The organism is Streptomyces sp. NPDC087845 (assembly GCF_044742755.1).
Taxonomy (GTDB): Bacteria; Actinomycetota; Actinomycetes; order Streptomycetales; family Streptomycetaceae; genus Streptomyces.
On record NZ_JBIUVC010000006.1, the window covers coordinates 308,524 to 322,237 of the forward strand.

The 13,714-nt window shown below is 72.5% G+C and carries 11 protein-coding genes and 1 riboswitch; of the genes, 8 read left to right on the forward strand and 3 right to left on the reverse strand.

Annotated elements, in window-relative coordinates:
• Positions 1-119: 119 nt before the first annotated feature.
• From ACIOMQ_RS18160 to ACIOMQ_RS18175, 4 genes are all read left to right on the forward strand, one after another.
• Positions 120-1,397 carry a beta-ketoacyl-[acyl-carrier-protein] synthase family protein gene (locus ACIOMQ_RS18160; RefSeq protein WP_362198551.1) on the forward strand — a complete coding sequence of 426 codons (1,278 nt, stop codon included), beginning with the start codon at positions 120-122 and terminating at the stop codon, positions 1,395-1,397.
• Between the two features lie 13 nt (positions 1,398-1,410).
• A complete protein-coding gene (locus ACIOMQ_RS18165; protein WP_402189477.1) occupies positions 1,411-3,282 on the forward strand; it encodes an acyl-CoA dehydrogenase in 1,872 nt (623 codons plus the stop codon).
• A 260-nt stretch (positions 3,283-3,542) separates the two neighbouring features.
• Positions 3,543-3,821, forward strand: a complete 279-nt coding sequence (locus ACIOMQ_RS18170) for an acyl carrier protein (protein ID WP_362198554.1) — start codon at positions 3,543-3,545, stop codon at positions 3,819-3,821.
• Positions 3,818-5,041 (forward strand): beta-ketoacyl-[acyl-carrier-protein] synthase family protein, encoded by a 1,224-nt coding sequence (locus tag ACIOMQ_RS18175; protein ID WP_362198557.1) that lies wholly within the window; start codon positions 3,818-3,820, stop codon positions 5,039-5,041. The genes ACIOMQ_RS18170 and ACIOMQ_RS18175 overlap by 4 nt, the downstream gene beginning before the upstream one ends.
• Before the next feature lie 121 nt (positions 5,042-5,162).
• Positions 5,163-5,288, forward strand: a riboswitch (cobalamin riboswitch).
• A 101-nt stretch (positions 5,289-5,389) separates the two neighbouring features.
• Here the strand turns inward: ACIOMQ_RS18175 and ACIOMQ_RS18180 are convergent.
• On the reverse strand, positions 5,390-6,466 hold the full coding sequence (locus ACIOMQ_RS18180; RefSeq protein WP_402189479.1) for a PRC and DUF2382 domain-containing protein: 1,077 nt from the start codon (positions 6,464-6,466) through the stop codon (positions 5,390-5,392).
• A 560-nt stretch (positions 6,467-7,026) separates the two neighbouring features.
• Between ACIOMQ_RS18180 and ACIOMQ_RS18185 the strand changes: the two genes are divergently transcribed.
• From ACIOMQ_RS18185 to ACIOMQ_RS18200, 4 genes are all read left to right on the forward strand, one after another.
• On the forward strand, positions 7,027-7,809 hold the full coding sequence (locus tag ACIOMQ_RS18185; RefSeq protein WP_401940342.1) for a class I SAM-dependent methyltransferase: 783 nt from the start codon (positions 7,027-7,029) through the stop codon (positions 7,807-7,809).
• A gap of 138 nt (positions 7,810-7,947) precedes the next feature.
• Positions 7,948-9,183 (forward strand): cytochrome P450, encoded by a 1,236-nt coding sequence (locus tag ACIOMQ_RS18190; protein ID WP_402189591.1) that lies wholly within the window; start codon positions 7,948-7,950, stop codon positions 9,181-9,183.
• A gap of 77 nt (positions 9,184-9,260) precedes the next feature.
• Positions 9,261-9,929 (forward strand): adenosylcobinamide amidohydrolase, encoded by a 669-nt coding sequence (locus tag ACIOMQ_RS18195; RefSeq protein ID WP_401268908.1) that lies wholly within the window; start codon positions 9,261-9,263, stop codon positions 9,927-9,929.
• 53 nt (positions 9,930-9,982) lie between these two features.
• Positions 9,983-10,891 carry an NAD(P)-dependent oxidoreductase gene (locus tag ACIOMQ_RS18200; protein ID WP_362198566.1) on the forward strand — a complete coding sequence of 303 codons (909 nt, stop codon included), beginning with the start codon at positions 9,983-9,985 and terminating at the stop codon, positions 10,889-10,891.
• Positions 10,892-11,048: 157 nt separating this feature from the next.
• Here ACIOMQ_RS18200 and ACIOMQ_RS18205 read toward each other — a convergent pair whose 3' ends face one another.
• Positions 11,049-12,227, reverse strand: coding sequence for a homoserine O-acetyltransferase (locus ACIOMQ_RS18205; protein ID WP_402189593.1), 1,179 nt, complete (start codon positions 12,225-12,227; stop codon positions 11,049-11,051).
• The gene (locus ACIOMQ_RS18210) at positions 12,224-13,585 is read right to left on the reverse strand and encodes a bifunctional o-acetylhomoserine/o-acetylserine sulfhydrylase (protein ID WP_362198569.1); all 1,362 of its coding nucleotides are present in this window, start codon (positions 13,583-13,585) and stop codon (positions 12,224-12,226) included. The genes ACIOMQ_RS18205 and ACIOMQ_RS18210 overlap by 4 nt, the downstream gene beginning before the upstream one ends.
• Positions 13,586-13,714 lie beyond the last annotated feature (129 nt).

The window sequence follows — 13,714 nt, forward strand, 5'->3', positions numbered from 1 at the left end:
TACGGATCAGTCCACTCGGCCCATCGGTCACCCGTTCAGCCCAGTGGGCGCATCCTCGGCGGGGCTACTGCCGTTCGACAACCGGTAGGCGTGATCGATTACGGAGGAGGGGGCGGAACATGGGGCGGGCCGAGATGGGTGTCGCGGTGACGGGAGTGGGGCTGGTGACTCCCGCGGGCGCGGACGAGCACGCGTTCTGGGCGGGACTGTGCGCCGGCGTGTCCGTGGCCCGGCGATGCGACGAACTGGCCGGACTGCCGGTCGACTTCGCCTGTCCGGTGGACGGTGTCGACCTGGACGAGGCCGTCGGCGGACGCGCGGTGTGGCGGATGGCACGGTTCGTGAAGATGGCGCTGGTCGCCGCCCGGCAGGCGGTGGCGGACGCCGGGCTGTCACCGGAGCGGTGGAACGGCGACCGGGTGGGCGTGGTGCTGGGGGTCGGCGTGGGCGGGGTGTCCGTGCTCGTCGACAATCTGCGCAGGCTGGACGACGGGGGACCGGAGGCGGTGTCGCCGCTCCTGGTCCCGATGATGATGCCCAACGCGGCCGCCGGGGAGGTGGCCATCGCGCTGCGGGCGCACGGCCCGAGCCTGGCACCGGCCACGGCGTGCGCGTCCGGTGCCACCGCGATCGCCGTCGCCCGCGACCTGCTGATGAGCGGTCAGTGCGATGTGGTGGTGGCGGGCGGCGCGGAGTCCGTGGTGACTCCGCTGGTGGTGAGTGCCTTCGCGGGCATGGGAGCGCTCTCCCGGCGGACCGGCGATCCGGTGGGGGCATCGCGGCCGTTCGCCGCCGACCGGGACGGATTCGTGATCGGCGAGGGCGCCGCCGTGCTGGTGCTGGAGCGGACGCCCGACGCGTACGCCCGCGGCGGTCGGCCCCGCGCCCTGCTGGCCGGTACGGGTTCCGGTACCGACGCCCACCACCCCACGGCCCCGGCCCCGGACGGAGCCGGGGCGCGCAGGGCCGTGGAGGCGGCACTGCGCGATGCGGGCTGGGCGGCCCGTCAGATCGATCACATCAACGCGCACGGCACCTCGACCCCGCTGAACGACGCGATGGAGACCGCGCTCATCTCGGAACTGTTCCCCCACCGGCCGTCGGTGACGGCGCCGAAGGGCGTGCTCGGTCACACCCTCGCCGCAGGCGGGGCGATCGAAGCGGTGGCCACGGTACTGACCCTGGAGCAGGGGCTCGTCCCGCCGATCGCGAACCTGGATTCGCTGCCGGACGGGTTCGACCTCGACTGTGTAGTCAAGGAGCCCCGCATGCAGTACGTCGAGCGGGCACTCAGCCACTCCTTCGGCTTCGGCGGGCACAACGTCGTACTCGCCCTCCAACGTGTCGAACCGGACGGTCCGCGGCGGACGGCCCCCGGTGTCCTCGCCGTTGACTGATCGTTCTTGTCGCATGACCGCAACGACCCACAGCCCCTCCACCGAACCGTCCACGGACCTCCTCACCGCTGTGCTCCTCGGCGACAACTACCGCCGGGAGCACGGCTTCTGGCAGCGGCTCATCAGCACGGAACCGTTCCGCCGCCCGGAGCACCGCACCCCCGAGGAGCGCCTGAGCCTCACGTACGAGCGGCTGCGCGTCCTCAACGACTGCCTCGACAGCGGCGCCCGGCTCGCCGCCGATCCCCGCGCCCTCGCGGCCCTGCACGAATGGCTCGGCCCGGTCGACCCGGCACTCGCCACGGTGGCGGGCATCCACTACAACCTCTTTCTCGGCAGCCTCCTCGACCACGAGGACGGCACCCGGCGCGACCTGTCGGACTTCCTCGGGCTGCGGAGCATCGGCACCTTCCTCTGTACGGAGGTGGCGCACGGCAACGACGCGGCGGCCGTCGAGACCGTGGCCGCCTACGACCGCGCACGCGACGGGTTCGTGCTGCACACCCCGCACGCGGGCGCCCAGAAATTCATGCCCAACACCAGTCCGGCGGGCGGGCCCAAGACGGGACTCGTGGCCGCCCGCCTGCTCGTCGACGGCACCGATCACGGAGTCTTCCTCTTTCTCGTCCCCCTCACCGACGCCGTAAGGGCCCTGCCCGGTGTACGGGTCCGCAGGCTTCCCGCACGCACGGGGAGCCCGGTGGACCACTGCCTGACCTCGTTCGACCGGGTCTTCGTGGGGCGCGACGCGCTGCTCGGCGGGGACCACGGACGGATCGGCGACGACGGCGGGTTCAGCAGCGCCGTCGGCAACCGGAGGCGTCGCCTCCTTGCGTCGATCGGACGCGTCACGTCCGGCAAGATCTCGATGAGCGCGTGTGCGGTCGGCTGTGCGCGCGCGACGCTCGCCGTCGCCGTCCGCTACGGCGGCCACCGGTACATCTCCGGGCCGCGCGGCTCACGGCAGGTACCGGTGATCGCCCACCGCAGCCACCACGGCCCGCTCGCCCTGGCCATGGCCACCGTCTTCGCGATGAGCCTGCTGCACCGCAGGGCGCTGGACCGCTGGGAGCGGCGGGAGGACGGCTCGGGCGCGGGGCCGGAGGAGGCGGAACGGCTGGTCGCCGTGGCCAAGGGGTGGATCACCTGGCAGGCCAGGTCCGTGATCGTCGAATGCCGCGAACGATGCGGTGCCCAGGCACTCCTGGAGAACAACGGCATGAGCGAACTCATCACCGGAGTCGAGGGCGCCATCACCGCCGAGGGCGACAACCTGGCCATCCACGCCAAGGCGGCCGCCGAAATGCTCTTCGCCACCGAACCGGCCGGGAACGCAATCCCCTCCGGCGGCGAATCCGGTGATCTCACGGACACGCGGTTCCTCGGCAGGCTCCTGGCGGCCCTGGAGGCGATCTGGTTCGGCCGGGCCAGGGAGCGGATGGGCCGCGCCCCTCACGGCGATCCGCTGGGACGGTGGAACACCGCGTCCGGGCCCGCCCTGCGCGGCGTCGAGGCCCACGCCCACCGGCAGGCGGCCGAGGCGTACACGGACGCGGTGGCCGGCCTGCCGGACGGACCCGCCCGTGAACAACTGACCGCACTGCACAGGCTGTTCGCCCTCGACTGGATCGCCAGGAACAGCGGTGACCTGCTGGCGGCAGGACATCTGACGGTCGAACAGGTCAACGGTCTGCCGGACGCCGTGGATCGGCTCATCGCCGTCGTGGCCCCTCGACTGCCCACCCTCGCCGATTCCTTTGCGCTTCCCCGGGAACTGCTCGCCGACTGGCCCATCGCGGGGGCCGATTACGTCGACGCGTACGACGACCCGGCGGCCTCCTGGCAATCGCACGCCGTGGGGGCAATGGCTCCGGGGCAGCGGTGAGGGCCGTGACCAGGGCAGGAACGGCCCCGCGGACCCGCCGGGTACGGGAGGCGGCCGGGACCCTCGGCGTCCGCGCCGTGCTGCTCGCCTTCTGGGGTACCGGGGCCGTCCTGGCCCGATGGTGTGCACAGCCGCGGAAGAACGGTGCCGAATCGGTTCGCCACAAGGCGTAACTGGAGGCACGTCACCCAGTTGATTCGGCGTCGGGACGATGCGCCCAACGTCCCCGGCAGCCGTACCGAATGAGGGAGAGGAAGCCCATGAGTACGATTCATCCAAAGATCACCGAGGTGCTGACACACACCTTCAAAGTGCCCGCCGCCGAGATCCGGCCGGATTCCACGATGGACAGCCTGGAGATGGACTCCCTCGCTGTCGCGGAGTTCGCCGTCCTCATCAGGGAGGCGGTGGGCGGCGACGGGGACTTCGACAGGCTTCCCAAGGGAGCCACCCTGGCCGACATCACGCGGTTCATCGACGCGACTGTCGACGGCGGGGCGCAGGCGGGCGGCGAGGCACCGATGAGCAACGCCCGATGAACAAGCCCGCCGTCGCCGTCACCGGCCTGGGAATGATCACCCCGGTCGGCAACGACACCGAATCCACCTGGAAAGGCGTGTGCGCCGGAGTCTCGCCGGTGCGTACCGTCGCGGCACTCGAAGGGTGCGCGATCGATTTCGCCTGCACGGTCGACGGGATCGATCTGGACGCCGCGATCGGCGGCCGCACCTCCTTCCGGATGGGGAGGTACGTCAAGTTCGCCGTCCTCGCCGCCCGGGAGGCGGTCGCCGACGCCGGACTCGACCCGGCGCGGTGGGAGGGCAGCAGGGTCGCGGTGGTCGTCGGCACCAGCAGTGGAGGCTCCGCCTCGCTGACCGAGCAGGCCGTCTTGCTCGACCGGCTCGGACCGGATGCCATCTCGCCGTCCGGCATCCTGCTCACCATCCCGAACATGCCGGCGGCCGAGATCGCGATCCAGTTGCGGGCCACCGGTCCCAGCATGGCACCGTGCACCGCGTGCTCGTCCGGTGCCACAGCCCTGTCCGTCGCCCGGGACCTCCTGGTCACCGGGCAGTGCGACATCGCGATCGCCGGGGCCACCGAGTCGATCGTCTACCCGGCCGCCATGGCCGGTTTCGCCCGGTCCGGGGCCGCGGCGCGGGCGGACGGCGACCCGGCCAGGCGGTGCCGGCCCTTCGCGGCAGATCGCGCAGGGCTGGTCATGGGCGAGGGCGCCGCCGTCATGGTGCTGGAAAGGGCGGACGACGCCGCCGCCCGGGGCGCCGGAGCGCGGGCGCTGCTCGCGGGCACCGGCGCCACCACCGACGCCCACCACCCCACCAGTCCGCACCCGTCCGGCGCGGTCGCGCAGGCAGCGGTCGAGGCCGCGCTGCGCGACGCGGGCTGGGCGGCCGAGGACGTCGAGCACATCAACGCGCACGGCACGGCGACACCGATCAACGATGCCACCGAAGCCGCCCTCATCGGCAGGGTCTACCCCCACCGGCCGCCCGTCACCGCCCCGAAAGGCGTGCTGGGGCACTGCATGGGGGCGGCCGGGGCGATCGAGGCCGGACTGACCGTCCTGACGCTCCAGCGCGGAGTCGTACCGCCGATCGCGAACCTGGACGCCCCGGCGCCCGAGTTCGACATCAACTGCGTCACCAAAGAACCGCTGCGGCTGCCTATCCGGCGCGCCGTCAGCCACTCCTTCGGCTTCGGCGGACACAACGCCGTGATCGCTCTTCAGCGTCCGTAGGCAGCTGGCAGGTGGTGCGACGGGAGCACAAGCCCGGCGTACCACCGGCCACACCGCCCGTGAGCTGCGCAGAGGCTCGTGATGGCTCGCCGGGGCCGGTCAAACTCCATGTCGGGGTCACGGAATCCGGTGAGAGTCCGGAACCGACGCGCTGCGGTGAGGGGGACGGGCGGGGCCACGGCCACTGGGACCCCTTTCGAGCGTCCTGGGAAAAGGCGTCCCGTCCGAAGGAACCGAGTCCGCAATCCGCTCGCCGACCCTGAGAGCGGGCCCTGGCACGACACGGGCCCGCCTCTCATTCGTGCTCTCGGTGCGGCCGGCCGCCTCGGCTGCCGCTGTGTGCGGGGGTCAGCGACGGCGGCCCCGGCCGAACTCTCCGCCCATGCCCTTGCCTCCGGTGTCTCCGCCCCGGATGTCCCTGCCTCCGCGGTCGCCGCCTTCGACGCTCTTGCCGTCCGCGTAGTCGATCTGCTCCTTGCGGAGTTCGGCGGAGACCTCCTTCTGCTCGGTCACCCTCTTGGTCTCCATGCGCACCCGCTCGACCGGCACCGTCTCCTTGCGCGTGGTGGCGCGCTCGGCGTGCAGGGTGATCTCGACGTCCTGCTCACGGATGTCCGCGGGCCCCGCCGCCCTGTCGCCGGGCCGCAGCGGTTCACGGATCACCCGTACCTCTTCGTGCGTCACCGGCACCGTCCTGGTCACGTTCTCGGTGACGACGTACTTGTGCAGGCGGGCCCTGCCGCTCTCGTACTCCTCGGTGCCGATGTGCAGTTGCTCCTCGGAGCGGATCAACTCCTCCTTGCCGCCCAGGTCCGCGGCGGAACGCTCGGAACCCGCCCCCGCGCCGACGAGGGGCCGGGCCGTGCCGGTCGCCTCGGTGTCGCGGTGCCTGCCCGGACCTGTACCGGAGGCGGCTGTGCCGGTCGTGCGTGACGTGGTGGTGCGGGAGGTGTCCGCACCGGAGGCGGAGGTGCCGGCCGCGGACGGCCTGCCGGTGCCGGTGGTGCGTCCGGTGCCGGCCGCACCCATGGCTCCGGTTCGGCCGGCTCCCGCCGCGCCCGTGGTGCCGGTGCCCGACTGCCCGCCGAGCCGGGCGGTGGTGTTCCTGGCAAGGCCGTAGTGGCGGTAGAGCTCCTCCTCCTCCGCTACGGACAGATGCGCGTCCGCGTCCACCCTGGGGGCTTCCTTGACGCGGTCCTTCGGGTGGGTGATGTGCAGGTCGGAGCCCACGCGACGGGCTCCGGCGAGTGGAACGAAACTCTCCTTCATGCCGAACAGGCCGGTCTTCACCGTGATCCAGTCCGGGCGGCCGGTGTTGTCGTCGACATACACCCGGCCCACACTGCCGATCTTCTCGCCTGCGGTGTCGTACACCGTCAGGCCGTCGAGCTCTCCGGAATCCGTGAATCCGTCAGCGGCTCCCATGACCGATTCCTCCTCGCCCGGGCGCGTCCTGTGGCTGGATCCATCAGGGGAGGCGCGTCCGATATCCATCGCGCCTCACCCGGATGGACGCTGCAACCTCCCCACCCGCGCGGGGCGGCCGTCACATGCGCGGCGCTTCGGCGTTGGCCGCCTGTCACGGCGGTGGGCAGGCCACCATTTCGTTAGGCCAATCGAGTGAGGTGTGAGAGGGGTGGGCCCGGAATCCGGACCCGGGACCGGCGCGGGGCGGCCGAAGGGCCCAGCGCCGCAGAATCGACAAATTGCCTCTTCAATGGCATTGAGGAGCACGAGACGGGAGACGCCGCCCCCGGTGGAGTCCGCCGCGGTCGGACAGGCCGTGCCGGCGGACTCCGGACAGTGACCGCGCACCGTACCGGCGGCTCCGCCGCGTACGGACCTGCTGCACCTCCTCGAACAGCGGACCGAGGGCTCTGCCGCGAGCATGTCGACGTGCCATTGGCCGGATACAACGCCGGGCGGTTCCCGGGTTTCCCGCCGCACCGGGAAACCGGCGGGAACCGCCCGGCGTTGTATCCGGCATGAACACGTTGCGCGGCAGATTCGACGAGGACGCGGAGCTCTACGACCGGATGCGCCCGAGCTATCCGGCGGACCTGGTCACGGAGCTGGCGGCCCTGGCAGGCCTCACCGCTCGGAGCAGAGTGCTGGAAGTGGGACCGGGGACCGGGCAGTTGACGGTTCCGCTCGCGGCGCTGGGGAGTGAGGTGACGGCCGTCGAGCTGGGCCCCTCGCTGGCGGCCGTGGCGCGACGCAATCTGCGCGGCTTCCCCCGCGCCCACGTCGAGGTGTCGCCGTTCGAGGAGTGGGCGCCTCCGCCGGACCCCTTCGACCTGATGGTGTGCGCGACCGCCATCCACTGGATCGACCCCGCACAGCGCTTCACGAGAGCAGCGCAGGCGCTGCGTCCCGGCGGGACACTGGCGCTCGTCACCACCCATCATGTGGCGGGCGGCAGTGTCGAGTTCTTCGCACGGGTGCAACGGTGCTACGAGCACTGGGACCCCGCCACCCCTCCGGACACCGTGCTGCCGAACGAAACGTCGACGGAAACGGTCTTCGAGGAACTCGCACACCCCCCGTGGGACGGGCCGGTCCAGGTGCGCCGCCACCCGCGCGAGATCACGTACACGTCGGCGGAGTACCTGGACCTGCTGATGACCTACTCCGGCCACCGGGCTCTCGCCCCGGCCGCGCGGCACGGTCTGCTCGCCTCCATCCGGACCCTGATCGACGAGCAGTACGGAGGAAGCATCACCAAGCGGTATCTGCATGAACTCCTGACCGTGCGGAAGGCCCTGTGAACTCCGGCAACACGCCTTCTCGCCGACGCCGTCGACCGTAGGATCGGCATGCTCGAACAGGCTGCCGCCCCGAGGCCCGTCGGGCACCGGTGCCCGACGACCGTCAGGAGAGCCCCGTTGACCAGCATCCCGCACCACATGGACCCGGCCGGCGGCTGCCCGCACGCGGACAACGCCGGGCTGCTCGCCCAGGGCGCCGTGGCATCCGTCGTGCTCCCGGGCGGCGTCGCCGGGATGGCGGTGCTCGGACACGACGCGCTCAAGGAGTTCCTCGCCCACCCCGACGTGGCCAAGGACGCGCGCCACTTCACCGAGCTGGCCGAGGGACGCATCCCCGACGGCTGGCCGCTGAGGACCTTCGCCACCGTGCGGGGCATGACCACGGCCGACGGCGACGACCACCGGCGGCTGCGCTCACTGGTCGCCTCGGCCTTCACCGCACGGCGGGTGGCAGCGCTGCGGCCGCGGATCGAGACCGTCACGGCCGGACTGCTCGACGGCGTCGAACGGGCCGCCACCGAGGGCGACGGCACCGTCGACCTGCGCGCCCGGTTCGCCCTGCCGCTGCCGATGGGCGTCATCTGCGAACTCCTCGGGGTCGAGGACCGGCACCAGGACCGGCTGCACCGCCTCTCCAGCCGGGTGGTCGCGACCGATACCGGCCCCGAGGAGGCCGTGGCCGCCAACCGGGAGCTGGTGTCCCTGCTCGAAACGGTCGCCGCGGCCCGCGCGGAGCAACCGGGCGACGATCTGACCAGCGCCCTGATCGCCGCCCGCGACGAGGGCGGCGGCCGGCTCGGCCGGCAGGAACTCATCGGCACCCTGCTCCTCCTGATCATCGCGGGGCACGAGACCACACTGAACCTCATCACCAACGCCGTACGGGCCCTGTGCGCCCACCGCGACCAGCTCGGCCTGGTCAGATCCGGCCGGGCGGGCTGGGCGGACGCGGTGGAGGAGACGCTGCGCTGGGACAGTCCGGTCAGCTACTTCCCGTTCCGCTATCCGACCCGCGACCTCACCCTCGACGGCACCGTCATACCGCGGGGCACGCCCGTGCTCGCCGGATACTCGGCCGCCGGCCGCGACAAGACCGCGCACGGGCCCGACGCCGACCGGTTCGACGTGACCCGACCGGGCCGGGACACCGCCGCCCGCCATCTCTCGCTCGGCCACGGACCGCACTACTGCCTGGGTGCGCCGCTCGCCCGGATGGAAGCCACGATCGCCCTGGAGCAGCTCTTCACCCGCTTCCCGGAACTGGACCTCGCCGTCCCGCGGGCCGGGCTGCCCCGGCACGCGGGCTTCGTCGGCAACAGCACCGGGACACTCCCGGTACGGCTCCGGCCCGGCACCGCACCGGCCGCGGGCTGAAGAACCGCGGCGCATATGATCGCCGGACCGACCGCCGATCACCGTTCCGACGTCCTGCCGCCACCGGGGGGTGCCTCATCCGTTCCGTACGCGTCCGGCTGCCCGAACAGCGCGGTGAACTCCTGGCCCGGCACGAGGACGGTCTGGACCTCCACCACCTGGTATGGCGGCTCGGACCGGGATGGCGGGTGTGCAGCAGCGCCGTGCTCGGCGGAGGCATCGGCCCGCGCGCCTGGATCCTGAACGCCCAGGTGCCCGGCGGCTATCCCCGGCTGGATCCCGACCGCCACCTCGCGGAGATCGCCGCCGCGGAACGCCTCACCGGGCCCGGCGCCGGGCTGATGACGGCCGCCGATGTCACCGCGTACACGGTCGCCGCCGACGGGGGAGTGACGGCGACCGCCACCTGCGGTCTCGGCGTACGCGGCTGGGCCGCCGCTCCGGCGGAGGACACCGGGGAACCGCCGCGGCCCGGCACCGTCAACATCGTCGTCGTCCTGCCGACGGCCCTCTCCGACGCCGCACTCGTCAACGCGGTCGCCACGGCCACCGAGGCCAAGGTCCAGGCGCTCCTGGAGGCGGGTCTCGACTGCTCGGGAACCCCCACCGACGCCGTCTGCATCGCCGCCCCCTCGCCGGAACCCGGCGCCGGCGAACCCTTCGCGGGACCGCGCTCCCGCTGGGGGGCGCGACTCGCCAGAGCCGTGCACGCTGCCGTCCTCGAAGGTGCGCTGCGGCAATCCTGAGAACTCACCGCGCCGCGAGCCGACCGGGGCGCGGCCGACCAAGGGAGTTCCTCATGTCCTCAAGCGCTGCCGACGCCACCTCGAAGCGGCCGACCGTCGCCGTCCTCGGAACCGGGATCATGGGATCCGGAATGGCCCGGAGTCTGCTGCGGGCCGGGCTCGACGTCCGTGCCTGGAACCGTACGCGGTCCAAGGCGGCCCCGCTGGCCGCCGACGGCGCCACGGTCCTGGAGACGGCGGAGGAAGCGGTACGCGGTGCCGATGTCGTCCTCACCATGCTCAACGACGGCCCCTCCGTCGCCGCCGCCCTCACCGCCGCGTCGCCGGGGCTGCACACCGACCAGGTGCTCCTCCAGAGCTCGACCGTCGGGTTCGAGGCCACCGCCGATCTCGCCCGGCGCGCGGCGGACCTGGGCCTGGTCTATCTCGACGCTCCGGTCTCCGGTACCAGACAGCCCGCGGAACAGGGCGCGTTGACGGTCTTCGTCTCCGGACCCTCCGCCGTCCGGGCGACGGTGGACCCCGTGCTGGACGCGATCGGGCAGCGCACGGTCTGGGTCGCCGAGGTCCCCGGAGCGGCCTCGCGGCTGAAGCTCGTGGTCAACACCTGGGTGATCACCATGGTCAACAACATCGCGGAGTGTCTCAATCTCGCCGAGGGCCTGGAGATCGACCCGCAGACGTTCCTCGATGCCATGAAGGGCGGCCCACTGGACTCCCCGTATCTCCAGGGCAAGTCCGCCGCCGTCCTCTCGGGTGACCTCACCCCCAGCTTCGCCCTGTCCACGGCGCTCAAGGACACCCGTCTCATCCTGGACGCGGCGGAGAAGTCGGGGGTGCGGCTGGACCTGGTCGCCGCCTCGGCCGACCGATTCGCGCGCGCCGAAGCGGCGGGGCACGGCGGCGAGGACATGATCGCCACCTACTACGCGGGCCGTGCCCCGGAAAAGGACGGCGACTGAGTCCATCGGCCGGCCCGGATGCCGGGGCGATCCGTTCCGGCACCGCCGTGCCCGGCAGGGCCGTCGGACGAGCCGCACCTCGTGCCCTACCACGGCGGAGGACGGGGAACGGAGGACGGAGAGCGGGGAACGGAGGACGGAGGACGGCGATGGTGGATCAGCGGGCCGGGCCCCCGCCCGGCCCGCCGGCCAGCAATTCCCGTACCAGCTCCCCGACCTGATCCGTCTCGATCAGGAAACCGTCGTGCCCATGGGGCGACTCCACGGTCCTGAGCCGGTCCGCGCCCGGCAGCAGCGAAGCCAATTCGGCCTGCTGCGAAGGCGGGTAGAGCCGGTCGGAGTCGACACCCGCGATCAGCGCGGGCATCCGCGCGCGGCGCAAGGCCCGCGCCGCGCCACCGCGCCCGCGCCCGACATCGTGCCTGTTCATCGCCTCGGTGAGCGTCACGTAGCTGCCCGCGTCGAAGCGGTGCACCAACTTGGCCGCGTGATGGTCGAGATACGACTCCACCTGGTACCGCCCGCCGCGCCAAGGGTGTTCGCCCGCCTGCTCCCTGCCGCCGAACCGGGAGGCGAGTTCGGGCTCGCTCCGGTACGTCACATGGGCGATCCGGCGGGCCAGCCCGAGGCCCCGGTGCGGACCACCGCCGGGTGGCGCGTCGTGGTAGTGGCCGCCCCGCCACCCCGGATCGGAACGGATCGCCGATACCTGCAAGGCGCCCCAGGCGATCTGCTCCGCCGACGCCGCCGCGGATGCCGCGAGCACCAGCAGCGACCCGGTGCGCTCCGGCCGGCTCACCGCCCATTCCAGCGCCCGCATGCCGCCCATCGATCCGCCGATCACCGCCGCCCACCGGCCGATGGACAGCGCGTCGGCCAGCACCGCCTCGGCCGCCACCTGGTCACGGACCGTCAGGTACGGGAAATCGCCGCCCCAGCGCGGCCCTTCAGGACGGTGCGACGACGGGCCGGTGCTGCCCCGGCAGCCACCGAGCACATTCGGCGCGACGACGAACCAGCGGTCGGTGTCCAGCGCCCGGCCGGGACCGACCAGCGCGTCCCACCAGCCGACCGTGGGATGGCCGGGCTCCGCGGGCCCGGCGACATGGCTGTCACCGGTCAGGGCGTGCAGCACCAGAACCGCGTTGGAACCGTCGGGTGCCCGCCGCCCCCATGTCTCGTACGCCAGCCGCACCTCCGGCAGCACGCCGCCGGACTCCAGCGGCAGCGGCCGGTCCAGCGCCGCCCAGGCGAGGCGGCCCGGCGGATCCCCCTCCCGCCGGCCTCCGGTGGCCGGCGGGAGGGGGAGTGCGGGGGAGGGGGCCGTCCGGTTCAGGACGCCGCCTTCGCGGCCCGGAACCCGGCCTCCAGGTCGGCCTTGAGGTCGTCCACGTTCTCCAGCCCCACCGAGAGCCGCACCAGCCCCGCGGTGGCTCCGGTGGCGGTCAGCTGCTCCTCGGTCAGCTGGCTGTGCGTGGTGGACGCCGGATGGATGATCAGGCTCCGTACGTCTCCGATGTTGGCGAGGTGGCTGAACAGCTCGACCGCGTCCACGAACCGCTTCCCCGCCTCCACCCCGTCCCGCAGCTCGAAGGCGAGCACGGCCCCGGTACCGAGCGGCAGATAGCGGCGCCCCGCCTCGTACCACCGGCTCGACTCAAGTCCCGCGTAGTGCACGGCCGACACCTCGTCGCGCTGCTCCAGCCACTCGGCCAGGACCAGGGCGTTGGACGTGTGCCGCTCCACCCGGAGACTCAGCGTCTCCACTCCCTGCAGCAGCAGGAACGCGGAGTGCGGGGAGAGCGCGGGCCCCAGGTCGCGCAGCAGCTGGACCCGGAGCTTCACCGCGAAGGCGCCGGGACCCAGATCCGGCCAGTAGCGCAGTCCGTGGTAGCTCGGGTCGGGGGAGCTGAAGTCCGGGAACCGCCCGGCGTGGGCACCGAAGTCGAACGTACCGCCGTCCACCACCACACCGCCGATGGTGGTGCCGTGCCCGCCGAGGAACTTCGTCGCCGAGTGGACGACGACGTCCGCGCCGTGCTCGATCGGACGCAGCAGATACGGGGTGGGCACGGTGTTGTCGACGATCAACGGCACACCGGCCGCGTGCGCGGCATCGGCGACCGCCCGGATGTCGAGGACGTTGCCGCGCGGATTGCCCAGTGTCTCCGCGAACAGTGCTTTGGTGTTCGGACGGATCGCTGCCGTCCACGCGTCGATGTCGTCGGGGTCGTCGACGAACGACACCTCGACCCCGAACCGGGGGAGGGTGTGCCGCAGCAGGTTGTACGTGCCGCCGTACAGCGAGGCGGCGGACACGATGTGGTCCCCCGCTCCGGCCAGGGTCAGGAGCGCGAGAGTCTCCGCGGCCTGCCCGGAGGCGAGCGCCACCGCGGCGACTCCGCCCTCCAGGGCGGCGATCCGCTGCTCCAGGACGTCCTGGGTGGGGTTGTGGATCCGGGTGTAGATGTTTCCGGGCTCGGCCAGCGAGAACACATCGGCGGCGTGCCGGGTGTCACGGAAGACGTAGGAAGACGTCTGATAGATCGGCACCGCACGGGCCCCGGTCGTCGGGTCGGGGACGGCTCCGGAGTGGATCTGCTTGGTCTCGAAGGACCAGGCGGCCCCGGCGTCCCGCAGGTCGCGGTCCTCGGGGGTGTGGCCTGCGGTGACGGAGTCGACGGGCTGGCTCATGATGTTTCCTCGCACGGTGGTACGTCGGCGGAAGCGCGGTTTGCCGCTTCCGGGTGGGGAGTCCGGGCCGCCGCACCTCTGTGCGGTGCGGCGGAAGGGGGGCGGGGGCGGGCCGGGTCCCGAGCGGCC

Bases quoted from the DNA above. Each gene is read 5' to 3' on its own strand.
- ACIOMQ_RS18180 (WP_402189479.1), bottom strand. From the start codon at position 6,466: ATGGGAGCCGCTGACGGATTCACGGATTCCGGAGAGCTCGACGGCCTG.
- ACIOMQ_RS18190 (WP_402189591.1), top strand. From the start codon at position 7,948: ATGGACCCGGCCGGCGGCTGCCCGCACGCGGACAACGCCGGGCTGCTC.
- ACIOMQ_RS18185 (WP_401940342.1), top strand. From the start codon at position 7,027: ATGAACACGTTGCGCGGCAGATTCGACGAGGACGCGGAGCTCTACGAC.
- ACIOMQ_RS18160 (WP_362198551.1), top strand. From the start codon at position 120: ATGGGGCGGGCCGAGATGGGTGTCGCGGTGACGGGAGTGGGGCTGGTG.
- ACIOMQ_RS18175 (WP_362198557.1), top strand. From the start codon at position 3,818: ATGAACAAGCCCGCCGTCGCCGTCACCGGCCTGGGAATGATCACCCCG.
- ACIOMQ_RS18200 (WP_362198566.1), top strand. From the start codon at position 9,983: ATGTCCTCAAGCGCTGCCGACGCCACCTCGAAGCGGCCGACCGTCGCC.
- ACIOMQ_RS18165 (WP_402189477.1), top strand. From the start codon at position 1,411: ATGACCGCAACGACCCACAGCCCCTCCACCGAACCGTCCACGGACCTC.
- ACIOMQ_RS18170 (WP_362198554.1), top strand. From the start codon at position 3,543: ATGAGTACGATTCATCCAAAGATCACCGAGGTGCTGACACACACCTTC.
- ACIOMQ_RS18210 (WP_362198569.1), bottom strand. From the start codon at position 13,585: ATGAGCCAGCCCGTCGACTCCGTCACCGCAGGCCACACCCCCGAGGAC.